This is a genomic window from Roseococcus sp. YIM B11640, from assembly GCF_049727625.1.
Lineage (GTDB): Bacteria > Pseudomonadota > Alphaproteobacteria > Acetobacterales > Acetobacteraceae > Roseococcus.
In genome coordinates, this window is sequence record NZ_JBBJOZ010000001.1 from 1,363,939 (window position 1) to 1,387,062 (window position 23,124).

The 23,124-nt window shown below is 70.7% G+C and carries 28 protein-coding genes; 17 read left to right on the forward strand and 11 right to left on the reverse strand.

Annotated elements, in window-relative coordinates; genetic code table 11:
* Positions 1-75: 75 nt before the first annotated feature.
* Positions 76-1,224 carry a phosphoserine transaminase gene (locus tag WJM96_RS06925; protein WP_424811703.1) on the forward strand — a complete coding sequence of 383 codons (1,149 nt, stop codon included), beginning with the start codon at positions 76-78 and terminating at the stop codon, positions 1,222-1,224.
* 130 nt (positions 1,225-1,354) lie between these two features.
* Here the strand turns inward: WJM96_RS06925 and WJM96_RS06930 are convergent, their stop codons facing one another.
* The 5 genes from WJM96_RS06930 to WJM96_RS06950 are packed head-to-tail and all read right to left on the reverse strand — an operon-like array spanning position 1,355 to position 4,591.
* Positions 1,355-1,759 (reverse strand): Rieske (2Fe-2S) protein, encoded by a 405-nt coding sequence (locus WJM96_RS06930; protein WP_424811704.1) that lies wholly within the window; start codon positions 1,757-1,759, stop codon positions 1,355-1,357.
* Complete coding sequence (locus WJM96_RS06935) at positions 1,759-2,862, reverse strand: amidohydrolase family protein (protein WP_424811705.1); 1,104 nt, start codon at positions 2,860-2,862, stop codon at positions 1,759-1,761. Before WJM96_RS06935 ends, WJM96_RS06930 begins: the two co-directional genes overlap by 1 nt.
* Before the next feature lie 15 nt (positions 2,863-2,877).
* Positions 2,878-3,957: an amidohydrolase family protein gene (locus tag WJM96_RS06940; protein WP_424811706.1), complete on the reverse strand. Its 1,080-nt coding sequence runs from the start codon at positions 3,955-3,957 to the stop codon at positions 2,878-2,880.
* Positions 3,958-4,017: 60 nt separating this feature from the next.
* Positions 4,018-4,284, reverse strand: coding sequence for a YMGG-like glycine zipper-containing protein (locus WJM96_RS06945; RefSeq protein WP_424811707.1), 267 nt, complete (start codon positions 4,282-4,284; stop codon positions 4,018-4,020).
* A 7-nt stretch (positions 4,285-4,291) separates the two neighbouring features.
* Positions 4,292-4,591 carry a putative quinol monooxygenase gene (locus WJM96_RS06950; RefSeq protein WP_424811708.1) on the reverse strand — a complete coding sequence of 100 codons (300 nt, stop codon included), beginning with the start codon at positions 4,589-4,591 and terminating at the stop codon, positions 4,292-4,294.
* Positions 4,592-4,742: 151 nt separating this feature from the next.
* On the opposite strand from WJM96_RS06950, the gene WJM96_RS06955 reads away from it, so the two are divergent.
* Entirely contained in the window at positions 4,743-5,708 is a 966-nt protein-coding gene (locus WJM96_RS06955) for a Bug family tripartite tricarboxylate transporter substrate binding protein (protein WP_424811709.1), read from the forward strand.
* Between the two features lie 47 nt (positions 5,709-5,755).
* On the opposite strand, the gene WJM96_RS06960 is transcribed toward WJM96_RS06955, so the two are convergent.
* The 5 genes from WJM96_RS06960 to WJM96_RS06980 form a co-directional block, all read right to left on the reverse strand.
* Positions 5,756-6,769, reverse strand: a complete 1,014-nt coding sequence (locus WJM96_RS06960) for a YihY/virulence factor BrkB family protein (protein WP_424811710.1) — start codon at positions 6,767-6,769, stop codon at positions 5,756-5,758.
* A gap of 93 nt (positions 6,770-6,862) precedes the next feature.
* Positions 6,863-7,843, reverse strand: coding sequence for a S1C family serine protease (locus WJM96_RS06965; protein ID WP_424811711.1), 981 nt, complete (start codon positions 7,841-7,843; stop codon positions 6,863-6,865).
* 92 nt (positions 7,844-7,935) lie between these two features.
* Positions 7,936-8,424 (reverse strand): CinA family protein, encoded by a 489-nt coding sequence (locus WJM96_RS06970; RefSeq protein ID WP_424811712.1) that lies wholly within the window; start codon positions 8,422-8,424, stop codon positions 7,936-7,938.
* Positions 8,424-8,846: a phosphatidylglycerophosphatase A family protein gene (locus WJM96_RS06975; RefSeq protein ID WP_424811713.1), complete on the reverse strand. Its 423-nt coding sequence runs from the start codon at positions 8,844-8,846 to the stop codon at positions 8,424-8,426. The genes WJM96_RS06970 and WJM96_RS06975 overlap by 1 nt, the downstream gene beginning before the upstream one ends.
* Before the next feature lie 10 nt (positions 8,847-8,856).
* The gene (locus tag WJM96_RS06980; protein WP_424811714.1) at positions 8,857-10,824 is read right to left on the reverse strand and encodes a lytic transglycosylase domain-containing protein; all 1,968 of its coding nucleotides are present in this window, start codon (positions 10,822-10,824) and stop codon (positions 8,857-8,859) included.
* 123 nt (positions 10,825-10,947) lie between these two features.
* Here WJM96_RS06980 and dapA point away from each other — a divergent pair, with 123 nt between their 5' ends.
* The 6 genes from dapA (at position 10,948) to WJM96_RS07010 (ending at position 14,895) form a co-directional block, all read left to right on the forward strand.
* Entirely contained in the window at positions 10,948-11,838 is an 891-nt protein-coding gene (gene dapA / locus WJM96_RS06985) for a 4-hydroxy-tetrahydrodipicolinate synthase (RefSeq protein ID WP_424811715.1), read from the forward strand.
* Positions 11,839-11,848: 10 nt separating this feature from the next.
* Positions 11,849-12,343 (forward strand): SsrA-binding protein SmpB, encoded by a 495-nt coding sequence (smpB, locus tag WJM96_RS06990; RefSeq protein WP_424811716.1) that lies wholly within the window; start codon positions 11,849-11,851, stop codon positions 12,341-12,343.
* Complete coding sequence (locus WJM96_RS06995; protein ID WP_424811717.1) at positions 12,340-13,179, forward strand: alpha/beta hydrolase family protein; 840 nt, start codon at positions 12,340-12,342, stop codon at positions 13,177-13,179. The genes smpB and WJM96_RS06995 overlap by 4 nt, the downstream gene beginning before the upstream one ends.
* 64 nt (positions 13,180-13,243) lie before the next feature.
* A complete protein-coding gene (locus WJM96_RS07000) occupies positions 13,244-13,918 on the forward strand; it encodes a sulfite oxidase-like oxidoreductase (RefSeq protein ID WP_424811718.1) in 675 nt (224 codons plus the stop codon).
* Positions 13,911-14,459, forward strand: coding sequence for a glutathione peroxidase (locus tag WJM96_RS07005; protein ID WP_424811719.1), 549 nt, complete (start codon positions 13,911-13,913; stop codon positions 14,457-14,459). The genes WJM96_RS07000 and WJM96_RS07005 overlap by 8 nt, the downstream gene beginning before the upstream one ends.
* A gap of 13 nt (positions 14,460-14,472) precedes the next feature.
* Positions 14,473-14,895, forward strand: a complete 423-nt coding sequence (locus WJM96_RS07010; RefSeq protein WP_424811720.1) for a hypothetical protein — start codon at positions 14,473-14,475, stop codon at positions 14,893-14,895.
* On the opposite strand, the gene WJM96_RS07015 is transcribed toward WJM96_RS07010, so the two are convergent.
* A complete protein-coding gene (locus tag WJM96_RS07015; protein WP_424811721.1) occupies positions 14,892-15,860 on the reverse strand; it encodes a Bug family tripartite tricarboxylate transporter substrate binding protein in 969 nt (322 codons plus the stop codon). The genes WJM96_RS07010 and WJM96_RS07015 overlap by 4 nt on opposite strands.
* A gap of 82 nt (positions 15,861-15,942) precedes the next feature.
* On the opposite strand from WJM96_RS07015, the gene WJM96_RS07020 reads away from it, so the two are divergent.
* The 9 genes from WJM96_RS07020 to WJM96_RS07060 all read left to right on the forward strand — a co-directional run bounded on the left by WJM96_RS07020 (position 15,943) and on the right by WJM96_RS07060 (position 23,124).
* Complete coding sequence (locus WJM96_RS07020) at positions 15,943-16,764, forward strand: isocitrate lyase/PEP mutase family protein (protein ID WP_424811722.1); 822 nt, start codon at positions 15,943-15,945, stop codon at positions 16,762-16,764.
* On the forward strand, positions 16,761-17,258 hold the full coding sequence (gene folK, locus WJM96_RS07025) for a 2-amino-4-hydroxy-6-hydroxymethyldihydropteridine diphosphokinase (protein WP_424811723.1): 498 nt from the start codon (positions 16,761-16,763) through the stop codon (positions 17,256-17,258). The genes WJM96_RS07020 and folK overlap by 4 nt, the downstream gene beginning before the upstream one ends.
* Before the next feature lie 94 nt (positions 17,259-17,352).
* Positions 17,353-17,748 (forward strand): DNA-directed RNA polymerase subunit omega, encoded by a 396-nt coding sequence (rpoZ, locus tag WJM96_RS07030; protein ID WP_424811724.1) that lies wholly within the window; start codon positions 17,353-17,355, stop codon positions 17,746-17,748.
* Between the two features lie 76 nt (positions 17,749-17,824).
* Positions 17,825-20,023 carry a RelA/SpoT family protein gene (locus tag WJM96_RS07035; RefSeq protein WP_424811834.1) on the forward strand — a complete coding sequence of 733 codons (2,199 nt, stop codon included), beginning with the start codon at positions 17,825-17,827 and terminating at the stop codon, positions 20,021-20,023.
* A 69-nt stretch (positions 20,024-20,092) separates the two neighbouring features.
* The gene (acpS, locus tag WJM96_RS07040) at positions 20,093-20,530 is read left to right on the forward strand and encodes a holo-ACP synthase (protein ID WP_424811725.1); all 438 of its coding nucleotides are present in this window, start codon (positions 20,093-20,095) and stop codon (positions 20,528-20,530) included.
* A gap of 36 nt (positions 20,531-20,566) precedes the next feature.
* Positions 20,567-21,328 (forward strand): signal peptidase I, encoded by a 762-nt coding sequence (gene lepB / locus WJM96_RS07045; RefSeq protein WP_424811726.1) that lies wholly within the window; start codon positions 20,567-20,569, stop codon positions 21,326-21,328.
* Positions 21,325-21,996 carry a ribonuclease III gene (gene rnc, locus WJM96_RS07050; RefSeq protein WP_424811727.1) on the forward strand — a complete coding sequence of 224 codons (672 nt, stop codon included), beginning with the start codon at positions 21,325-21,327 and terminating at the stop codon, positions 21,994-21,996. Before lepB ends, rnc begins: the two co-directional genes overlap by 4 nt.
* Positions 21,993-22,910 (forward strand): GTPase Era, encoded by a 918-nt coding sequence (gene era / locus WJM96_RS07055; protein WP_424811728.1) that lies wholly within the window; start codon positions 21,993-21,995, stop codon positions 22,908-22,910. The genes rnc and era overlap by 4 nt, the downstream gene beginning before the upstream one ends.
* Before the next feature lie 4 nt (positions 22,911-22,914).
* Complete coding sequence (locus WJM96_RS07060) at positions 22,915-23,124, forward strand: hypothetical protein (RefSeq protein ID WP_424811729.1); 210 nt, start codon at positions 22,915-22,917, stop codon at positions 23,122-23,124.

Below are 23,124 nucleotides of genomic sequence, written 5' to 3' on the forward strand. Positions count from 1 at the left end.
GGACACTGCGCTGGGGCGCGCCGGAAGAAAAGGCCGCCGGATGACATGGCGCCCCGCGCATGCGAGGAAACTGCCATGCTGAAGCCCGCCAATCCCCATTTCTCCTCGGGCCCCTGCGCCAAGCGCCCGGGCTTCTCGCTCGCCGCCCTGGAGGGCGCACTCCTGGGGCGCAGCCATCGGGCCCCGGCGCCCAAGGCCAAGCTCGCGGAGGTCATCTCGCGCTCGGCGGCGCTTCTGGGCCTGCCTCCCGACTACCGGCTCGGCATCGTCCCGGCCTCGGACACGGGCGCGGTGGAGATGGCGCTGTGGGGCCTGCTGGGCCCGCGCGGCGTGGACGTGCTGGCCTGGGAGAGCTTCTCGGCCGAATGGGCGCAGGACATCGAGAAGGAGCTCAAGCTGCCGGACCTGCGGCTGCTGCGCGCCCCCTACGGCCGGCTGCCGGACCTCTCCGCGGTGGACCCGAAGCGCGACTGCGTCTTCGTCTGGAACGGCACCACGAGCGGCGTCCGCCTGCCGGATGCCGGCTGGATCGCGGAGGACCGGGAGGGGCTGACCATCTGCGATGCCACCAGCGCCGCCTTCGCCATGGACCTGCCCTGGCACAAGCTCGATGTCGTCACCTGGTCCTGGCAGAAGGTGCTGGGGGGCGAGGCCGCGCACGGCATGATGGCGCTCTCGCCGCGTGCCGTGGCGCGTCTGGAAGCGCACCGCCCGGCGTGGCCGATGCCCAAGATCTTCCGCCTCACCAAGGGCGGGAAGCTCATCGAGGGGATCTTCAAGGGCGATACGATCAATACTCCCTCCATGCTCTGCGTCGAGGACGCGCTGGACGGGCTGCGCTGGGCCGAGGGCATCGGCGGGCTGAAGGCCCTGGTCGCACGTGCCGAGGGCAACCTCGCCGCCGTCGCCGCCTGGGAAGCGAAGAGCGACTGGGCGCGCTTCCTGGCCGAGGACCCGGCCACGCGCTCCTGCACCTCGGTCTGCCTGCGGATCGTGGCCCCCTGGTTCACGGCGATGGAGCCCGCGAAGCAGGAGGCTGTGGCCAAGCGGCTTTCCGCGATCCTGGAGAACGAGGGCGTGGCGCTGGATGCGGGCAGCTACCGCGACGCGCCGCCGGGCCTGCGCATCTGGTGCGGCGCCACCGTGGAGCGCTCGGATGTCGAGGCGCTGCTGCCTTGGCTGGATGTCGCGTTCGAGCGCGTGACGCGCGAGTTCGCCGCCTGACTCAGCGCAGGCCGAAGAAGCTCAGAATGGCGGCGATGACGACGACGAGGCCGACGATATAGATCACGAGGTTCATGGCGGGAGACTCCTTTCGTTGCGCTGCTAACCACGCAACGAAGGGAAGGTTTCGTCAGACCTCGACCACCACGTATTCCTGTTCGACGCTGACCGGAAACGTCTCCGCCTGCAGTTCCAGCGCCTCGCCCTTCTCCACGCAGGCAGGGAAGGCGCGCACCTTCATGCGCCGGGGGTCGAAGCGCGACTTGCCGGTGCGGATATCGAACTCCCAGGCATGCCAGGGGCAGCGCACGATCTCGCCCTCGCGATCGTAGCTGTATTCGCCAGGGCAGGCGCTTTGCACGAGGCCCATGACCGGCCCCTTTGAGAGCGGGCCGCCCTGGTGCGGGCAGCGGTCGGACAGCGCGAAGAACTCGCCCTCCAGGTTGAAGAGGACGATGCGCTTGCCGTCCAGCTCCACCAATCGGCGCTCGCCGGGCGCGATTTCGGCCACGGGGGCCACGACATGGCGTGTCATCAGAAGCCGTACACCTTGCGGGCATTGCCGCCGAAGATCGCGGCGCGATGCGCCTCGGGAATGAAGCTCGGGATCGCGTAGCGCGGATCGTCAAAATCCCAGTGCGGATAGTCGCTGGCATAGAGGATGCGGTCCCAGCCGATCCAGCCCATGCAGTCTAGCAGCTGCTCGGGGCGCGGCGGTTCCTCGACGGGCTGCGTGCTGACCCAGATGTGCTCGCGGATCTGCTCCGACGGCAGGCGCTTGAGATGCGGCACCTCGTGGCGCAGCGAGGGGAAGTGCTTGTCCAGCCGCCAGGCCACGCTGGGCAGCCAGCCGAAGCCGCATTCGATGAGCACGACGCGCAATCGGCGGAAGCGCTCGAACACGCCCTCCAGCACCATGGAGTTGACCAGGGACTGGCAGGAGGTCGCGTGCTCGCTCACCTCCTCGATATAGAAGCTCGGCCAGCCGCCATTGGTCATGGCCCAGCCGGAATAGCCGAAGGCGTGGATGCCGATGGGCAGGCCCACCTCCTCCGCCGCCTCGAAGATCGGCCAGTATTTCGGATTGCCGAGGGGATGCGACGTGCGGCTCATCAGCAGCACCTGGCAGAACCGCCGGTCGCCGCCGCGCAGGCGGATCGCCTTCGCGCTCGCCTCGGGGTCCTCATAGGGCACGACGACGGAGGCGCGCAGGCGGTCGTCCTTGTCGACCCAGTTGGCGAGCTGCCACTCGTTCACCGCATGCGCCATGGCGGCGGAGAAGGGGTTGTTCTGGTCGCCCTGGCCCGTGGGCTGCAGCGGGTTGAGCACGCCCACATCCACGCCGTGGAAATCCAGGTGCTGCTCCGCGACGAAGCTCAGGTCGCTCGCCGGCGTGCCGCCCACGGGCCAGGAATCCTTGCGCGAGGCGAGCGGCTGCGACTTGAAGTAGGGCGAGCCCTTCACGAAGCCGTGGCGCGGGCGGATGCCGTAGGTGTGCAGCCGCTCCCGCACCTCCTTCGACAGCCACGGGTCGAAATCATGGAGCGAGCGCGGACGCGGATGGATGTCCACATCCACGAGGCCCTGCGTCGCGGCGAGGGGACGGCCCGGGGCCGCCTGGGGACGGATGACGTTCATGGCACGATCCTCCGGTCAGCTCGCCGTCGCGGCATGGGCCGCGGCGAGGCGAGGATAGGTCGAGAGCGCATTCTCCACGCAGATCTTCCGCGCGAGCTCGGGGGCGATGCCCGGCGGCAGCCGTGGATCGCCGTCGAACTGCCAATGCGGCCAGTCGCTCGACCACATCAGCAGCTCGTCGCTGCCAAGATGGTCGATGAGGCGCTTCACCGTCTCGGCATCGTCCGGCGCGTCGAAGGGCTGGATGGAGAGGCGCACATGGTCGCGCACCATCTCGAGCGGCGAGCGGTCGATCCAGGGCACCTCGAAGCGCACGCCCTTCCAGGTCTTCGACAGGCGCCACAGGAAGGCGGGCAGCCAGCTCACGCCGCTTTCCAGCAGCACGACCTTGAGCTTCGGGAACTTCACGAAGACGCCCTCGGTGACGAGGGAGGCCAGCGTGCTCTGGAAGGCCTGCTGGTTGGCCGCGTAGTCCTCCGCGTACCAGGAGGGCCAGCCGAGCGAGGTGACGGGATTGCGGTAGGTGCTGCCGGCGTGAATGGCGAGCGGCATGTCGTGCTTCGCCAGCGCCTCGAAGATCGGCCAGTTGTGCCGGCGGCCGAGCGGGCTTTCGCCCATCACCAGCACCATGGCCTGCACGAAGCGCGGATCGGGCGCGAGGCGCTCGATTTCCGCCACCGCGTGCTCCGGATTGAACATCGGCAGCACGATGGAGCCAGCGAGGCGCGGCTCGGCATCCAGCCATTCCGCGCGCGTCCAGTCGTTGAGCGCGGCGGTGAAGGCGTTGCCCATGTCCTCGCTGAAAACGAGCTGCACGCCATAGAGCGGCGTCACGATGCCGCGCGAGATCTGCCAGGGGTCGAGAACCTGCTCGCGCAGCTGGCCGATGGTCGCGGCGGGCGGCCCGCTGGCGGGGCGCCAGTCGGCGCGCACCACCTTGGGCGAATTGGGCGGGAAGGACTGGCTGTCGAAGCCCTCCAGCCCGCGCATGTGGATATGATCGCGCCAGAGGGGCGGGAGGTAGGGCGCCAGGGCCGAAAGCCCGGGCACCATGGGATGCAGATCGACGTCGATCGCCCCGTTCAGCCAGTTCATCTTGTACGTTCCTCTCGGGCGGGATGGTGCCACGCCCGGAGAGGTTCGCAAAGCGTCGCGTCAGTAGCCGCGGTAGTAGCGGCCGCGCGGCGGCTGCGGGGTGGTCGCGGCGCCGATGGCCGCGCCGCCCAGTGCGCCGACGCCTGCCCCGATCAGCGCACCCTGGCCGCCACCCGCCAGCGCGCCAACCGCCGCGCCGCCGCCGGCGCCGATGAGGGCGCCGCCCGCGGCGCGCTGGCCAGGGCTGTAGGGATTCGTGCAGGCCACCGTGCCGAGGCCGAGGCCGGCGACGACGAGGGCCAGGCGAAGCTGCTTCGGGAACATCATGATCTCCTTACAAGTGACAGAGGTGAATCTTCCGATCCTCGATGAGGTCGGCATAGGCGGCGCGGGTGCGGCCGAGGCGTGGATTGGCGGTGTGCGCGGCGAGCGCCGCGTCGTCGGCATAGACTTCCACCAGCATGACGCGGCTGAGGTCCGGGCCTTCCTTGCCCATGGGCTGCAGCACGTCGAAGCGCTCGCAGCCCGGCTCGTCGGCGAGGGTGCCGGCAGCGTGGTCGCGCATGATGGTGTTGAAGGCGGCATGCGCGCCTTCCTTCAGCTTGAACTCGACAACCAGAACGATCTTGGCCACGGCGTTTCCCTTCGGCTTACCGCCCGGCCTGGATTGGCCGGGTATTGCGGCCAAACAATGTAGCCGCGGTTACCGGTTCCGCCACATTCCGGTCTCGTGAACTCGACACCTCGCGCCGCGCCGTCATAATCGCGCTAAACGGAGGTACCACATGTCCAAGATCACCCGCCGCGCGCTGGGCGCGGCGCTGCCGCTGCTGGCGACGCCCGCGCTTGCCCAGCAGGGCGGCTTCCCGTCGCGCAACGTCACCATCATCGTGCCTTTCGCGCCGGGCGGCAGCACCGACGTGCTGACGCGCCTGATGGCCGAGCGCATGACGCAGGCGCTGAACAAGCCCGTGCAGGTGGAGAACCGCCCTGGCGCCAATACGATCATCGGCGGCGAGGCGGTGGCGCGCGCGCAGCCCGATGGGCACACGCTGCTGATGTCCTCCGGCACGACGCTCACCATCAACCCGATCGTGCAGCGCAACCTGCCCTACAAGATCGAGGACTTCGCACCGATCTCGCTCTGCACCACCTATCCTTTCGCCGTCATCGCGCGGCCGGACGGGCCGAAGAACGTGCAGGAGCTGATCGAGGCTGCAAAGGCGCGCCCGGGCCGGATCACCTACGGCACCAATGGGCCCACGACGCTGACCAACGTCGCGATGCTGATGGTGCTGCAGCGCCTCGGCATCACCATGCAGGATGTGACCTATCGCGGCGACGCGGCGGCGATGAACGATTTCGTCGCCGGCAACCTGGACCTGCTGGTGGTCGCGGGCAGCACGGCGATCCCGGTGATGCGCAACGGCCAGGGCCGCATCCTCGGCTGGACGAGCCTGCAGCGCATGCCGCAGACGCCCGACGTGCCGGCCTTCGCCGAATTCGCGCCGGGCCTGGAGGCGCTGAGCTGGTTTGGACTGCTGGCGCCGGCACGTACGCCGCAGAACGCGATCTCGGCGCTGCACGCGGCCGCGGTGCAGTCCCTGACGGACACCCGCGTGCGGGAGCGCATCACGGGCGAGGTGCAGAACATCGTCGGCAGTACGCCCGCCGAGTTCGCGCGCTTCCTTACGGACCAGCAGGAGGCGTGGAAGCCCGTGCTGAGCCGGATGGAAGTGCCGCTGAACTAGTTCGGCTTCCGAGGCGAGCGCCGGCGCCGGGTGCGTGGGGGCGGGCATCAGGCGCGGCGGCCGCGCCGCATGAACGAGAGGATGGCTGCGATCCCGGTGAGCGCGAGCAGCAGTTGGGCCTCGCGCGCTTTCGTCCCGTCGAGCGCGAGGGCGCCGCTGCCCTTGGGCGCGGGCGGCGGCGCGCCGACCATCGCGGCCGCCTCGATGGTCGTCGGCTCCTTGCCCGACCAGGCGCGCGTGAATTCGGCCCCCAGAAGGAAGATCACTGCCGAGTAGTACAGCCACAGCAGGATGATCGCGAGCGAACCGGCGGCGCCGAAGCCCTCGGCGGCGCCCGAGCTGCCGATGTACACCGCGATCGCCGTCTTGCCGAACGAGAAGAGCAGGGCCGTCGCGAAGGCGCCGACCAGCACGTCGCGCCAATGCAGCCGACGGTCGGGCAGGATCTTGTAGATCGCGGCGAAGAGCAGCGTGATGAAGATCAGCGACACCGAGAAGTTCAGGATGCCGAGCAGGAGGTCGAGCCCGGGCATGCGGCTGCTGAGCCAGTTCTGAAAGGTCGAGAGCGCCGCGCTGACCACCAGCGAGACGAGCAGCAGGAAGCCGGTCGTGCCGACGAGGCCGAGGCTCAGCGCCTTGGCCCGCACGAAATGCGTGATGGCCTCCGTCGTCGTCTCCGCGTCGGATGGAGGTGTCTCCGTCCGCCAGATCGCGTTCAGCGCGCTTTGCAGGGCGCCGAAAGCGCCCGAGGCCGTGAGTGTGAGCGTGGCCACACCAAGGGCCAAGGCCCAGCCGCCCTTGGCGTCGCCCAGCGCGTTCTGCGCCATGCCCTGAACGGCGCCGCCTGCCTCGGTCCCGATGAGGCCGGTGATCTGCTCCGCCAGCGCGCGCTTCACCTCCTGCTCGCCGAAGACCACGCCCGCGAGGCCGGTGATGAGGAAGAGCAGGGGGCCCAGCGAGAAGAGTGCGAAATACGCGATGGCCGCCGCGCGCGTCAGCGCCTCGTCCTCGAGGAAGCCGTTGACGATATCCTTCGCCATCGTGACCGCCCGCGCCAGCATGGGAAATGGCTCCGCCGTTGCGGCGGAACAACCTGCAAGGAGGCGGACGGTTGCGTGGTATTCTGCGCCCTCGGGCCCCGAGGGCGGAGCTGGCTAGTGAAGCCGGGGCGCCTTCAGATGCCGCGAGCGGTCGCTGCTGGTGATGGCGAGGTCGAGCTGCCGGTTCCCGCGCGAGAGCGTGAGCCGCACCTCCGAGCCGGCGGGCCCCGCCGCGCGCACGGCGGTCCAGAGCGAGGCGAGGTCGTTCACGCTCTGCCCATCCACCGCCAGGATGCGGTCGCGCGGGCGCACGCCGGCGCGCTCGGCCGGGCCGCCCTTGGCGAGCGAGCCGACGCCCACCGCCTCGTCGTCCTCGGTCGCGTAAAGGCCGAGCCAGGGGCGTGCAGGGCGGCCGGAATGGCCGGTGCGGCGCAGCGTCTCCAGGATGGGCAGCAGCTCGCTGACGGGCACGACCATGTTGAGGTCCATGCGCTTGCCGCCCTCCTGCCCCTGCTGGAGGATCAGCGAGCCGATCCCCACCAGCCGCCCGTCGCTGCCGAAGAGGCCCGCGCCGCCCCAATGCGGATGTGCCGGGGCGGTGAAGATCGCGTTCTCCAGCAGGTATTCCCAATAGCCCGCGAAGGGCTGGCGCGCGGCCACGGTGCAGGCCAGCGCGTGGCTGCGCCCGCCGGCGGCGGCCAGCACGCCATGGGTGCCGTGCCGCATGGAATCCGAATCCCCGAGCGGCGCCACCTTCTGGTTCGGCAGGCGGCCGAGCGCCTGCACCAGGCCGAAGCCGGTCTCGAAATCCATGGCGAGCGCCGTGCCCTCGACCACCTTGCCGTCCGAATTGGTGATCCAGATCTGCTCGGCCTCGGTGATGAGATAGCCGATCGTCAGCACCAGCCCGCCCGCATCGATCCAGACGCCCGAGCCCTCTCGCTCCACGCCCAGCGAGGGCGCGGAGGTCGCGTCCGGCGGCACCAGGGCCTTGATAGCGACGACGCTGGCCAGCCGCTCATCGAGGTCGAAAGCGAACTCGGACGGGTCTGGCTGGAAGGCCTCGGGGACTTCCCATTCGTCGTTATCGGGCATGGGGGGCGGTCCTTGTCATCGAACTGATATAGCGTCTGATCCGCCGGGGCGGCTACGCCGAGCGGCGAATCAGCTGCTCAGATGGGCGCGGTTCAGCCAAGCAGGGAGTGTGCCATCTGGAAGGCTTCCCGCACGGTGGCGGCGCGGATGGCTGTCCTGTCGCCGGAAAAAACGCGGCGGCGATGCAGGGTCGGCTGGCCGGCGCGATGGGCGGCGAGGTGGACCAGGCCAACAGGCTTGGCCGCGCTGCCGCCCCCGGGGCCCGCGATCCCGGTGCAGGACAGGGCCAGCGAGGCGCCGGAACGTGCCTGTGCGCCCTCGGCCATGGCGCGCGCGACCTCCTCCGAGACGGCGCCGACCTGGGCGATGAGGTCCGCGGGTACGCCGACCATCGCGGTCTTGGCCTCGTTGGAATAGGTCACGAAGCCGGAGAGCACCACGGCGGAGGAACCGGCGATGGAGGTCAGCGCGGCGGCAATCAGCCCACCCGTGCAGCTCTCGGCGGTGGCCAGGGTCAGGCGCTTCGCCTCCATGTCGCGCAGCAGGCGTGCGGCCTCTTCGAGCGTCGCGTCGTCCAGCATCAGAGCCATCCCAGCCAGGAAATCCCCAGTAGCGCCAAAGCGGCGAGCGCGCCCGCCACCACGTCATCCGCCATCACGCCGAAGGGGCCGTGCTGGCGATCGGCCCAGCCGACGGGACCGGGCTTCAGGATGTCGAACGCGCGGAACAGCAGGAAGGCCAGCACGACGCCGAGCCAGCTCGCCCCGGCGGCGGCCAGCGCCAGGGATTGCCCGGCCGCCTCGTCCACCACGACCCAGCCCGGGTCCTCGGCGGCTTCCGGCAGGCGGGTCAGGGCCCAGTATCCGGCCGCGGTGAAGATCGCGGCGGCCAGCACCAGGGCCCAGGGCGGCAGCAGCGCCAAGGGCAGGACGGCCAGCGAGCCCCAGGTGCCGGGAGCAGGACGCAGAAAGCCGATGCCGCCCAGCGACGCGATGCCCCTCACCGGGTCGTCCTCACCGGGTCCACTGCGCCATGGGGTGGTCCATGCTCGCCGCGCGCGGGTTCCGGGCGCGGTAGACCGCGACGTTCTCGATGACGCGCTGCACGTAGTTGCGGGTCTCGCCGAAGGGGATGAGTTCCATCCAGTCCAGCATGGGAATTCCGCCGCCGCGCGGGTCGCCGAAGGTGCTGATCCACTCGGTCACGCGCCCGCCGCCCGCATTGTAGGCCGCGAAGGCGAAGGGCATCACGCCGCCGAAGGTGTCCAGCCGGTCCTGAATGTAGAAGGAGCCGAGACGGATGTTGTGCGTCGGGTCCGAGGTCAGCCAACCCACCTGATGCGGGACGCCCATCCGGCGCGCGACGTTCTGCGCTGTGGCGGGCATCAGCTGCATCAGCCCGCGGGCGCTGGCGGAGGAGACGGCCTCGGTGTCGAAATTGCTCTCCTGCCGGGTGATGGCGAAGACCACGGCGGGCTCGGCGCCGCCCTCCGGCGCGGGGTAGGGAGCAGGCCAGCCGTCCTCGACCAGCATCGCGCCATGCGCGCCGCCGCGCCGCGCGACCCAGACGGCGAAGTCCGGCCGGCCGATGATGGTGGCCAGGCGCGCGACCAGCAGGCGCTCGGCATTGCTGGGCGCAGTCTCCTCCAGCCGCAGCAGGAAGGGGCGCGCGCGGCGCGCCTCGCCCAGCTCGCCCAGGGTGAAGACGAGGCGGGGCAGCTCGCGCTCCAGGAAGGCGCGGGCTTCGGCCTCCGTGGGGCGTGGGACCGGCAGGCTGGCGATGCGCTGGGAGATCTGCGTGCCGCCCTCGCCGAGGGCGAGCGCGCCCATCTGGCCGTAGAAGGTCACGGGGAAGGCGGCGGCGCGCTGGAACTGGGCCTGGGCGCGCGCGGGGTCGCGCTCGGCGCGGCCCTGCCAGTAGGCGGCGCGGGCCTGGGTGATGGCGCTGCGGCTGCCCTCGCCGAGGCGCTGGAAATGCGCGAGGCCCCGGACCGGGTCGTCGAGCAGCCGGAGGGCGATGAAGCCGGCCAGGAACTCGGCCTCCTGGCGGGACTCGCCGGGCAGGGTCTGCCCATGCTGCGCCGCGACCGTGTAGGCCGTGCGCGGATCGCCGAGGCGGACCAGCTTGCGCGCCAGGACCTGGCGCTCCGTCCAGATGGCGCGCTGGGCATCGGCGGGAAGGTTGGCCTGGGCGTCGACGCCCGCGGCCCAGGCGGCGGCCGCGGCGGCGTCCTGGTCGCGGCGGCGCAGGCCGCGGGCGCGCTCCAGCGTGGCGCCGGCATCGCGGGCGGCGGCGGCCGGGTTCGGGTCGCTCGCGCCCCCATCCACGGCATAGGCGAGGCGCGTCTGGGCGAGGGCCCGGCGCTGCGGGTCGAGCAGGGGCGCCAGCCGCTGGCCGGCCGCCGGGTCGCGCCCGAAGGAGAGGCGGTTGAAGCGCGCCCAGTGGTCGTCGGAGTTCAGGAGGGAACCTGCCCGCTCCAGGAAGGTCGTTTCCGCGAAGGCGTCCGAAGGCGTGTCCTCGGCCCAGGCGCGGCGGGCGGCGGCGCGGGCCTCGGAGGTGCGGCCGGCATTCTGCAGCGCCGTGACGTGGCGGATAGCGCCATCCAGCGTGCGGGCGGGACGGGGCGTGAAGAAGCGGATCGCCAGCGCGTCGTCGGGGTCCGAGGCCAGGAGCTCCTCGGCGCGGCGGGCCAGGGCGTCCTGGCTCGGCCAGTCGGCCGCGCCTTCGATGAAGGCCACGATCTCGGCCGCACTGCTGCTGCCGCCGCGCTGGGTGAAGCGCATCCAGTTCACCATCTTGGCGACGAGCGGATCGGCGCTGGCGGCGGCCTGCTGCGCGTCGATCCATCGCTGGGACTGGGCCGCGGCCAGCGCCTGCCGCCCAGCCTCGCGGGCGGGCTGGGCCCAGGCGGCGGGAAGGGCCAGGGGCAGGCTCAGGGTGGCGGTGAGAGCCAGGGCGGGAAGGGCGAGGATCCGGCGCATCCCGCATTCTAACCCGGCCACGCAGGGCAGGTCATCCGGGCAACGCGCTTGTTACGCCGCGGAGTCTTGCCTATTTCTCACCGCTGCGCGCGCACCTGCGCCAAACGCACAAGGAAATCGCCCATGTCCGCCCTTCGCCTGCAGGGATCGCTGACCGCCCTCATCACGCCCATGCATGCCGACGGCAAACTGGACGAGAAGGCGTTCGCGGACCTCGTGGAATGGCAAATCGCGGAAGGCACGGAGGGCCTGGTGCCCGTCGGCACGACCGGCGAATCCCCGACGCTGAGCCATGACGAGCACAAGCGGGTGGTGGAGATCTGCGTCGAGACCGCGCGCGGCCGCGTGCCGGTCGTCGCCGGCGCAGGCAGCAACAGCACGGCCGAGGCCATCGACCTCGCTGCGCATGCGAAGAAGGCCGGCGCGGACGCGACGCTGGTCGTCACGCCCTACTACAACAAGCCCACGCAGGAGGGGATGTACCTGCATTTCAAGGCCATCGCCGACGCCGTGGACCTGCCGCTCATCATCTACAACATCCCGCCGCGCAGCGTGGTGGACATGACGCCGGAGACGATGGGCCGCCTCGCCAAGCACAAGAACATCATCGGCGTGAAGGACGCGACGGCGAACCTGGCGCGCCCGCTGCACCAGCGCATGACCTGCGGCGCCGACTTCATCCAGCTCTCGGGCGAGGACCACACGGTGCTCGCGCTCATGGCGTCCGGCGGCCACGGCTGCATCTCGGTCACCAGCAACATCGCGCCGCGCCTCTGCGCCGACATGCACAAGGCCTGGCGCGAGGGCCGCGTGAACGACGCGATCGCGATCCAGGACCGCCTGGTGCCGGTGCATGACGCGCTGTTCTCGGAGACCTCGCCGGGCCCGGTGAAGTACGCGGCGAGCCTGCTTGGCCGCGGCAGCGAGTTCTGCCGCCTCCCGCTCGCCCCCATCGGCGACGCCACGCGCAAGCGCGTGGAGAGCGCGATGCGCGGCGCGGGCCTGCTCAACTGAAAGACACCTGATGGCCGCGGAGCCACGCAAGAAGCCGATCATCAGCACGGGCACGGCGGCGCAAAACCGCCGCGCGCGCTACGACTACAAGATCGGCGAGACCTATGAGGCGGGCCTCGTGCTGCACGGGCCCGAGGTGAAGAGCCTGCGCCTCGGCCGCGCCTCCATCGCCGAGGCCTGGGCCGGCGAGCGGGACGGCGAGATGTGGCTCTTCGGCTGCCACATCCCGGAGTATCAGGCCGGCAGCTTCATGGCGAAGTTCGACCCGGTGCGGCCGAAGAAGCTGCTGCTGCACGGCAAGGAGATACGGACCCTGACGGGCGCCGTGACGCGCGAGGGCGCGACGCTCGTGCCGCTGGAGATCCGCTTCAACGAGAAGGGGCGGGCCAAGGTCATTCTCGGCCTCGCCGCCGGCAAGAAGATGCACGACAAGCGCGCCGACATCGCCAAGCGCGACTGGCAGCGCGACAAGGCGCGCCTCATGCGGAACAAGGGCGGGGAGTGATCCGCCGGGCGCTCCTCGCCGCCGCGCTGCTGCTCGCCGCCTGTGCGGCGGAGGCGCAGGACCAGGGCGGGGGCGAGCTGATCGAGCTGACCATTCCCCATGCGGATCGCCCCTTCGCCACGCGCATCTGCCGCCCCGCCGCACCCGGTCCGGCGAAGCTCGTCGTCATCAACCACGGCTCGCCCGCCGATGCGGCGGACCGGCCGATGATGCGCCCGGCCTCCTGCTCCAACGAGGCGGTGCGCTGGTTCACCTCGCGCGGCTATGTCGCGGCCATGCCGATGCGCCGGGGCTATGGCGCGACGGGCGGGCCCTGGGCGGAGGAATTCGGCGGCTGCTCGCGCGGCAATTACGGGCCCGCGGGGCTCGAGGCCGCGCGGGACATCCTGGCCGCCACCCGCGCGTTGCAGGCGCGGCCCGACGTGGCGCGCGCTCCCGCGCTGGTGGTCGGGCAATCGGCCGGTGGGTGGGGCGTCATCGCGCTTTCCAGCCTCAACCCGCCGGAGGTCGGCGCCATCGTGAACTTCGCGGGCGGGCGCGGCGGCTGGCAGGGCGGCTTGCCAAACCAGGTCTGCCGTCCGGAGAACCTGGCAGCCGCTGCCGGGGAGTATGGGCGCACCGCGCGCGTGCCGACGCTCTGGATCTATTCGGCCAACGACACGTTCTTCGACCGGCCGCTCGCGATCCGCATGTCGGACGCCTATCGCACGGCGGGCGGGCAGGTGGATTTCCAGCCGCTCGGCCCTTATGGGCGTGACGGTCACGGGCTCTTCTTCGGCCAGGGCGGCAGCGAGGCCTGGGGCCCGGTCGTCTCGCGATTCCTCGCCGGAAGATAACCTCTTCGCAAGGACGCAACTCGTCCTATCCTCCTTATACTCTCAAGCCTCGGGATCCATGCAGATGGACGATTCCAGCGACGACGTGACCTTCTCCGGCTCGATCAAGGAGAAGCTGATCCAGAGCAAGGAGAAGTGGGCCCGCGAGGGCCGCCTCCTCACCGGAGAGCGCAGCACTCCGCAGGAGGAGCGCCTGCCCCCCGGCCAGCGACTGGTGCGCGACTTTCCGGTGCTCGACCTGGGCGTGCAGCCGGACGTGAAGCTCGACCGCTGGCGGCTCCGCGTCGAGGGGCTGGTGGAGGAGCGGCTCGCGCTGGACTGGGAAGCCTTCAACGCCCTGCCGCAGCAGGAGTGGAAGAACGACATCCACTGCGTCACCGCCTGGTCGCGCTACGACAACATCTGGCACGGCGTCTCCTCGCGCGACCTGCTGATGCTGGCGCGGCCGAAGCCCGAGGCGCGCTTCGTCGTCTTCCATTCCTATGACGGCTACACGACCAACGTGCCGCTGGAGGTCTTCGCGGCCGAGGACGTGCTGGTCGCGCACAGCTGGAACAATGCGCCGCTGGAGCGCGTGCATGGCGGCCCCGCGCGCATCGTCATTCCCCGCTACTACTTCTGGAAAAGCGCGAAATGGGTCACGCGCATCGAGCTCCGTGCCGACGACCAGCCGGGTTTCTGGGAGGTGCGGGGCTATCACAACAACGCCGACCCCTGGCTGGAGGAGCGATATGGTTGACCGCCGCACGCTGCTGCTGGGCATGGCCGTGAGCCCCGCCGCCATGGCGCAGCCGAACCCGCCCGCCGCCAATGCCTTCGGCTTTACCTTCCAGTCGCTGGAAGGCGCCGCGATGCCGCTCTCGCGCTTCCGGGGGCGGGTGCTGCTGGTGGCCAATACGGCCAGCTTCTGCGGCTTCACGCCGCAATACGCGGCGCTCCAGCGCGTCCATGACCGCTACGAGGCCCAGGGGCTGACGGTGATCGGCGTGCCGTCGAACGACTTCAACCAGGAAAGCACGGACGCCGAGAAGATCCGCGAGTTCTGCGACGGCATGTTCGGCATCACCTTCCCGATGACGGCGCTGAACCATGTGAAGGGCCAGGAGGCGCACCCATTCTTCGCCTGGGCGGCGCGCGAGGCGGGGCCGGTGGGCTGGAACTTCCACAAGTACCTCGTGAGCCGGAACGGCGCCCAGGTGCAGGGCTTCTCCACCCGCACCGATCCCGAGGCGCCCGAGGTGACCAGCGCCATCGAGGCGGCGCTCGCGGCGCGCGGCTGACGCGCTGCGCTGCATGCATCCGGTTGTCGTGCTGCTCGGTTGCGGGCTCCTGGGCGGCTGCACCGTCGCCGACGGCTTCGCGGTGAGCAGGGCCGAGCAGAACCTGCCCGGGCTGGTCGCGGACGACCTCAGGCTCTGTGCCGGCCTGCCGGACCGCAAGGCGACCGGTTCGGACGGCAGGGAATACTGGTCCTACGAGCGCTCCGCGCCCTCGGGAACGGGCAGCATTTCCTTCGCGGGCGTCGGCCTCAACATCGAGGGCGGCCATGATTGCCGCGCGACCTTCGAGCTTCAGGAAGGACGCGTGACCCGCATGGCCTTCAGCCGGATCACGAGCCCTTCGGCCTGCGCCCCGCTGGTCAGGGCCTGCAACGCGATGATGGAGGGCGGGCGCGTGGCCGTGACGGTACCCGCCGCCGAAGGCGCGTCGCCCTAGTCGATCCTGGCGCCGGAGGCCCGAACTAGATCGGCCCAGAAGGCCACCTGGCGGTCGGTGAAGGCCTCCAGCTCCGCATCGCTCATGGGCGGGGCGGGCGTGAAGCCGGTGGCGGCGATCCGCTCCGCCATGCCGGGCTGCGCCGCGCCCTCGCGATAGGCCTGGCGCAGCCTGGCCAGGATCTCGGGCGGGACAGCGCGCTGGACGGACAGGCCCACGAAGACATCGGTCTCCGCGAAGCTCGCCAAGCCGATGCGCGCCAGGTTCGGCACGTCGGGGAAGCCCGAGACCGGCTGCATCCCCGTGGCGGCCAGGATCTTCAGCCGGCCGTCGCGCGCCAGCGGCACGACGGCGGGCAGGGCGGAGAAGCCCCATTCCGTGTCGCCCGCGAGCAGCCCGGCCAGCGCCTCCGAGGGGCCGCGATAGGGGATGTGCTGCGCCTCTCCGCCCACCTCGCGCAGCAGCTGCACGCCGGAGAGATGCTGCGAGGTCCCGTTGCCGGTGGACCAGTAGCGGGTGGGCCGGTCGCGCCGGCGGAGGGCGGCGATCAGCGCCTCCAGGTCGCGGATAGGGCCGTTTGCGTTCACCACCAGCGCGTTGGGCGCCGTCACGCTGACGGCCACCGGCGCCAGCTCGCGATGCGGGTCGTAGCCGAGGTTGGTGTAGAGCGCGCGGTTGATGGGCACGGTGCTGGTGCCGGAAACGACCAGCGTGTGCCCGTCCGGCCGCGCCCGCAGCGCCATGCCGACCGCGATCGTCCCGCCCGCGCCGCCACGATTGTCGATGATCGCGGTCTGGCCTAGCGCCTGGGCCGTGGAGGGGCCGACGAGCCGCGCCAGGATGTCGGTGCCCGAGCCGGCGGAGAAGGGCACGAGGAAGGTCAGGGGCCTCTGCGGAAACCCGGCCTGGGCGTGCGCGAGGGCCGGCATGGCGGCCATTCCCAGCGCCAGGTGGCGGCGAAGCATACGTTTCTCCCGGACATTCTTGCTTGTCCGGCCAAATTGGGCGGCGATGCGCGGCGGGTCAATCTGGCGTAATGCGGGAGCCATGACCGACCCAGCCGAGCGCGCCCAGGCCGCCAGGATCCTTCTCTCCCAACCCGGCTGCGTGCTGCTGCCCAGCGCCTGGGATGCCGGCGTGGCGAGGCTGCTGACGGCCATGGGCTTCCCCGCCCTGGAGACGACCAGCGCCGGGCTCGCCTACAGCTTCGGCCGGCCGGACGGGCTGGGCGGCGTCAGCCTGGAGGAGACGCTGGCCAATGCCCGCGCGATCCTGGCCGCGACCCACCTGCCGGTCTTCGCCGACCTGGAGAACGGGTTCGAGGATGTGGCTGAGACCGTGCGCCTGGCGGCCGATATCGGACTTTCGGGCGGCTCCATCGAGGACAGCGCCGGCCGCATGGACCCGCCCCTCTATCCCGAGCCGGAGGCGGTCGATCGCGTGCGCGCGGCGGTCGCGGCCGCCCGGGCCACGCCGCACGGCTTCCACGTCACGGCCCGCTGCGAGGGGCTGCAGCGCGGGTGCCTGGACCTGCCCGGGGTCATCGCGCGTCTGCGCGCCTATGCGGGGGCGGGCGCCGATGCCGTCTACGCGCCGGGCCTGACGCGGATCGAGGACGTGGCCGAGCTCTGCGCCGCCATGCCGGTGCCCGTGACGGTGCTGACCGGGGGCACGGGCGCCTTTTCCATGGGCGAGCTGGCGGCGGCGGGCGTGCGGCGCGCGAGCCTCGGCTCCGCCATGCCGCGGGCCGCGCTGGGCGGCATCCTGGAGGCGGCGGGCGAGATGCAGAAGCTCGGCACCTGCAGCTTCGCGGGCCGGCTGCCTTCCTTCGCCTCGACCCAGGCGCTGATGGCGGGGAAGGGGCTTTGATCCTCGTCGGCATCGGGGCCAACCTGCCGGGGCCGGATGGTGCCGCCCCGCGCGACACGTGCCGGGCCGCGGCCGTGGCGCTGGCCGCGCTGCCGGGGCTGCGCCTGGTCGCGCTCTCCCGCTGGTGGGGCAGCGCGCCCATCCCGCCGGACCCGGCCTCGCCCTGGTATGTGAACGGGGTGGCCCGGCTGGAGGGAAGCGCGGAGCCGGAGGGCCTGCTGGCCGCCCTGCACGCCATCGAGGCCACCCATCACCGCGCGCGGCCCTATCCCAACGCGCCGCGCACGCTCGACCTCGACCTTCTCGATATGGGAGGCATGGTCCGGGCCGGGCCTTCGCCCATCCTGCCGCACCCCCGCATGGCGGAGAGGGGCTTCGTCCTGCACCCTCTGGCGGAGGTCGCGCCCGGCTGGCATCATCCCGTCACCGGAGAGGGGGTGGCCGCGCTGATCGCGGCCCTGCCCCGGCAGGAGCTCGCGCCGCTCGGCCCGTGAGGCGGGTTGCGGAGTCGCGCGCAAACGCTTATCTGGAAGGTTCGCCGCGGCGCAGCGCCATCTGCGCCCGTCCCCCTATTGCCCGAGGTACCTCATGGCGCGCGTCACCGTCGAAGACTGCATCCTCCAGGTTCCGAACCGCTTCGAGCTGGTTCTGCTCGCCGCCCAGCGCGCCCGCAACATCAGCCGGGGCGAGACGCTGACCCTGGACCGCGACAACGACAAGAACCCCGTCGTGGCCCTGCGCGAGATCGCCGAGCAGACCGTCGAGCTGCCCGCCCTGGAGCAGGACCTCATCAAGTCCCTCAGCCGCGCCCCGGAGCCGGAGCCCGTCGAGGACGAGGTGATGGACCTCATCGACACGAACGAGAACATCTTCGGCGTCATGGACGTCAACGAGGAGCTTCCGGCCGATATGGGCGCCGAGGAATTCTCCGCCGACGACCTCGAGGCGCAGCTCGCCGCCGAGCTGGGCGGCCAGTCGGACTGAGGGCCGCCGCTTGAAACCGCGCGCCACCCCGGACGAACCGGCGGTAGCGCGCGCGCCCGAAGGCCTGGCGGCGGGCATGGCGCCGCCGCCCGGCCTCGACGCCGTCCTCGAATTCTGTTCCCGCATCAGCGAGGCCGATCCGCGTCTTGACGCGGACCTCCTGCTCCGCGCCGGGCGCTTCGCCGCCGAGGCGCATGCGAAGCAGGCCCGCCAGAACGGCGAACCCTACATCATCCACCCCGTCGCCGTGGCCGAGATCCTGGCCGGCTACCGGCTGGACACCGAGACCATCGCGACCGCCCTTCTCCACGATGTGGTGGAGGATACCGACCACAAGCTGCCGGAAATCGAGCGCCGCTTCGGCGCCGAGATCGCGCGGCTGGTGGATGGCGTCACCAAGCTCTCGCGCATCGAGGTGCAGAGCGAGCGCACGAAGCAGGCCGAGAATCTCCGCAAGCTGCTGCTCGCCGTCAGCGAGGACCTGCGCGTCCTGCTGGTGAAGCTGGCCGACCGCCTGCACAACATGCGGACCATCGCCTTCGTCACCAAGCCGGAGAGCCGCAACCGCACGGCGCGCGAGACGCTCGACATCTACGCGCCGCTCGCCGAGCGCATCGGCATGGAGCAGCTCAAGACGGAGCTGGAGACGCTCGCCTTCCGCGAGCTGAAGCCGGATGCCTGGGCCACCATCGCGCAACGCCTGACCTATCTGCGCGGCCGCTCCGAGGACATCATCCCCGAGATCGAGCAGGAGCTGCGGGACACGCTGGACGTCAACGGCGTGCCCTATGAGGAAGTGCAGGGCAGGGCGAAGTCCCCTTATTCGATCTGGCGCAAGATGCAGGCGAAGAACGTCGCCTTCGAGGGCCTCTCGGACGTGATGGCCTTCCGCATCATCGTGCCGGAGCGGGCGCATTGCTATCTGGCGCTCGGTGCGATTCACGACGCCTACAAGGTCATCGCCGGCCGCTTCAAGGACTACATCTCCACCCCCAAGACCAACGGCTACCAGTCGCTGCACACGGGCGTGCTGCTGCCGGGCCGGCGGGACGAGGCCAAGATCGAGGTGCAGATCCGCACGCGCGAGATGCACCACATCGCCGAATACGGCTTCGCGGCGCACTGGATCTACAAGCAGGGTCCGCAGGCGGCGCAGCCCGCCCGCAGCTTCCCCTGGGTGCGGGCGCTGGTGGACATCCTCGAGACCGAGGACGAGGCCAACGAGGCGCTGGAGAGCACGAAGCTCGAACTCCATCGCGAGCTGGTCTTCTGCTTCACCCCCAAGGGCGACCTGATCGAGCTGCCGCGCGACGCGACGCCGGTGGACTTCGCCTATCACGTCCACAGCCAGGTCGGCGACGCCTGCGTCGGCGCCAAGGTGAACGGGCGCATCGTGCGGCTGCACGACAAGCTCGAGAACGGCGACCAGGTCGAGATCATCACGGCCAAGGGCGGGCAACCCAATCCCGCCTGGCTGAAATTCGTGAAGTCGGGCAAGGCGCAGGCCCGCATCCGCCGCTTCGCCCAGGCCGAGGAGAAGCAGAAGCAGCGCGACGAGGGCCGGACGGCCATCGTGAAGGCCTTCCGCATGAACGGCCTGGAGTTCCAGGAAAAGCTGTTGGAACCCGCGGTGAAGGCGCTGCGCCAGTCCGGCGTGGAGGAAATGTACCACCAGGTCGCGAGCGGCAGCATCTCGGCGCGCGACGTGGTGCACGCGGCCTTCCCCGAGTTGCGCGGGCCGCAGCGCCCGGTGGAGCCGACGGCGCTGGTTTCCGGCCGCGCGCGGCTGGGCCGCTCAGGCTCGGCCAAGCAGACGGCGGTGCCGGCCGCGCCCATCACGGGCGTGGTGGCGGGGATGCAGCTTCACTTCGCCCAGTGCTGCCACCCCATCCCGGGCGACCGGATCGTCGGCATCGTGACCACGGGCAAGGGCGTGACCATCCACACCCAGGACTGCCATATGCTGGAGAACTTCTCGGCGACGCCCGAGCGGTTCCTGGACGTCGACTGGGAGCAGGGGGCGCTGGGTCCGGCCACCCATGTGGTGCGGCTCACGGTGCAGGCGGTGAACGGGCCGCAGCTGCTCTCCTCGGTGGCCAATGCCATCAGCAAGCAGAAGGCGGTGCTGACCAACCTCCGCCTGGGCCGGCGCGAGGACGAGGAATGCGACCTCAACCTCGACGTCGAGGTCCGCGATACCCGCCACCTCGCCGAGCTCATGGGCACGCTGCGTGCCTGCGAGGGCGTCATCCGCGTCGATCGCGCCAAGAACTGAGCCAGACCAACCGATGAAAGACGAGCGCGCCCCGCCGGAACCCGGCCGCCCGGCGTCTGGGGGCACAATATGATCCTGGGCATCGGGAATGACGTTTGCGACATCCGCCGGATCGAGGCGGTGCTGGAGCGTCATGGCGAGCGCTTCCTGCAGCGCGTCTTCACCCCCGCCGAGCGGGCCAAGGCCGAGCGCCGGACCGAGCGGCTGCGCGCGGGCACCTATGCCAAGCGCTTCGCGGCCAAGGAGGCGGCGAGCAAGGCGCTGGGCACCGGTTTCCGCGCCGGGGTCTTCATGCAGGATCTGGGCGTGGTGAACCTGCCCTCGGGGCAACCCACGCTGCGGCTGACCGGAGGGGCCGCCGCGCGCCTCGCGGCCATGACGCCGCCCGGCCACCGCGCCGAGATCGCACTGACCATGACCGACGAGTATCCTTACGCCAGCGCCATCGTCATCATCTCGGCGGTCCCGGACGAATCGGCCCCTTCCTTGACTCCGGCCGGGGGCTAGGCTCAATCCCGGTCCTTCATCGCGCGGTCACCCTCAATGGCTAAAACCACCACCCTTGCGGCCAAGAAGAAGTCTGGCGGCGGTTGGCTCGAAAGCGTCAAGACGGTCGTGTATGCGGCCCTGATCGCCATCGGCATCCGCACCGTCGCCTTCGAGCCGTTCAACATCCCCTCGGGCTCCATGATCCCGACGCTGCTGGTGGGCGACTATCTCTTCGTCTCCAAGTATTCCTATGGCTATTCGCGGCATTCGATGCCCTTCAGCCCGAATCTCTTCTCGGGCCGGATTTGGGGCGCCATGCCGCAGCGGGGGGACGTCGCCGTCTTCAAGCTGCCGCGCGATACGAGCCAGGACTACATCAAGCGCATCATCGGCCTGCCGGGCGACATCATCCAGGTGCGCCGCGGAATCCTGCACATCAACGGCCAGCCGGTCCGGCTGGAGCGCCTGGGGCCCTTCGTGGCCGAGGGCGACGGGCCGCGCATGACGGTGCAGCTGCTGCGGGAATTCCTGCCAAGCGGCCGCTCGCACCTCATCATCGAGCAGTCGGATGACGGGCCGCTCGACAACACGCCGGAATTCCGCGTGCCTGACGGGCATGTCTTCGCCATGGGCGACAACCGCGACAACAGCCTGGACAGCCGGGTGCCGAGCGCGGTGGGCTTCGTGCCGGTGGAGAACCTGGTGGGCCGCGCCGAGTTCATCTTCTTCTCGGTCGACGGAAGCGCCCGCTGGTGGGAGGTGTGGGGCTGGCCCTTCGCCATCCGCTGGACGCGGCTCTTCACCGTGGTTCGATGAGCGAGGCGCTGCAGGAGCGCCTCGGCTACCGCTTCCGCGACCCTGCGCTGCTGGCGCAGGCGCTGACCCACCGATCGGCGGCCGATCCGCGCCGCCGCATGCTGGATTCCAACGAGCGGCTGGAGTTCCTGGGCGACCGGGTGCTCGGCCTCTGCATGGCCGAATGGCTCGCCGAGCGCTTTCCGCAGGAGCGTGAGGGCGATCTCGGCAAGCGGCTGGCCAGCCTCTGCTCGCAGGACGTAATCGCCCCGATCGCCGAGGCGATGGGCTTCGCCGAGGCGCTGCGCGTACCGGCTTCCGAGGGGCGGACGGGACTGCGCGCGCGGGCGACGGTGCTGGCCGATGCGCTGGAGGCGGTGCTGGGCGCGCTCTACGTCGAGGCCGGGCTGGAGCCCGCGAAGCGCGTGGTGCGGAAGGAATGGGCGGCGGCCATCGAGGCCGATGCCAAGCCGCCGGTCAGCCCGAAGAACCGGCTGCAGGAATGGACGCTGGGGCGCGGCCTCGGCCTGCCCGAATATCAACATGTCTCGGCCAAGGGCCCCTCGCATGCGCCTGTCTTCGTCGTCACCGTCACGGCGGCGGGGCGCGCGGCGCAGGGCATGGGCGAGAACAAGCGAGCGGCAGAGCAGGCGGCAGCCGAAGCCTGGCTCGCGGGAGTGACGCCATGAACGAAACGCCCATTGCGCCGGAGCGGCAGCGCTGCGGCTTCGTCGCCATCCTGGGTGCGCCGAATGCGGGCAAGTCCACCCTGGTGAACGCCATGGCGGGCACCAAGGTCACCATCGTCTCGCCCAAGCCGCAGACCACGCGCTTCCGCGTGCGCGCCGTGCTGATCGAGGGCGAGGCGCAGATCGTGCTGGTGGATACGCCCGGCATCTTCGCGCCGCGCCGCCGGCTGGACCGTGCCATGGTCTCGGCGGCCTGGGGGGGCGCGAAGGACGCCGATTTCGCGCTGCTGGTGGTGGATGCGAAGGCCGGGATCACCGAGGGCCTGCGCTCCATCATCGAGAAGCTGGCCGAGCAGAAGCGCACCCTCTGGCTCGCGCTCAACAAGGTGGATCTCATCCCGCGCGAGCAGCTGCTGCCGCTGGCGGCGGAGCTGCACAAGCTGCTGCCCTTCAACGAGACCTTCATGATCTCGGCCGAGAAGGAGAAAGGGCTCGACCGGCTGCGCGAGAAGCTGGCCGAGGCGATGCCGCCCGGCCCCTGGATGTTCCCCGAGGACGAGCTGTCGGACCTGCCCAACCGCATGCTGGCGGCCGAGGTGGTGCGCGAGCAGATCCTGCGCCAGACCCATGAGGAGGTGCCGCACCACGCCTCGGTCGAGACCGAGAGCTGGACGGAGCGGCCAGACGGCAGCGCCCGCGTGGACTGCACCATCTACATCGCGCGCGCCTCGCAGAAGGCCATCCTGATCGGCGACAAGGGCCAGAAGATCAAGGAGATCGGCCGCCGCGCCCGCGAGGAGCTGACGGCGCTGCTGGAGCGGCCCATTCACCTCTTCCTGAACGTGAAGGAGCGGCCGGGCTGGGACGAGGAGCGCGGACGCATCCGGGCGCTCGGCCTGGAGGACGAGGGCTGACCGGGTGGCCGCTTGGCGCAAGGCCTGGATCGTCACGATCCTCCTCGGCGTGCTGACCGGACTCGGCCTGGGCTTCGCGCCCAGCTGCAACTTCCACGGCCGCTGCCCCTGGTACAGCGACCTGACCTTCTTCCTCGCGGGCGTCCCGGCGACCGGCCTGTCCTTCCTCGTGGCATTGGGCATGACGCTCTACGCCCGGTGGCGCCGCCCATGA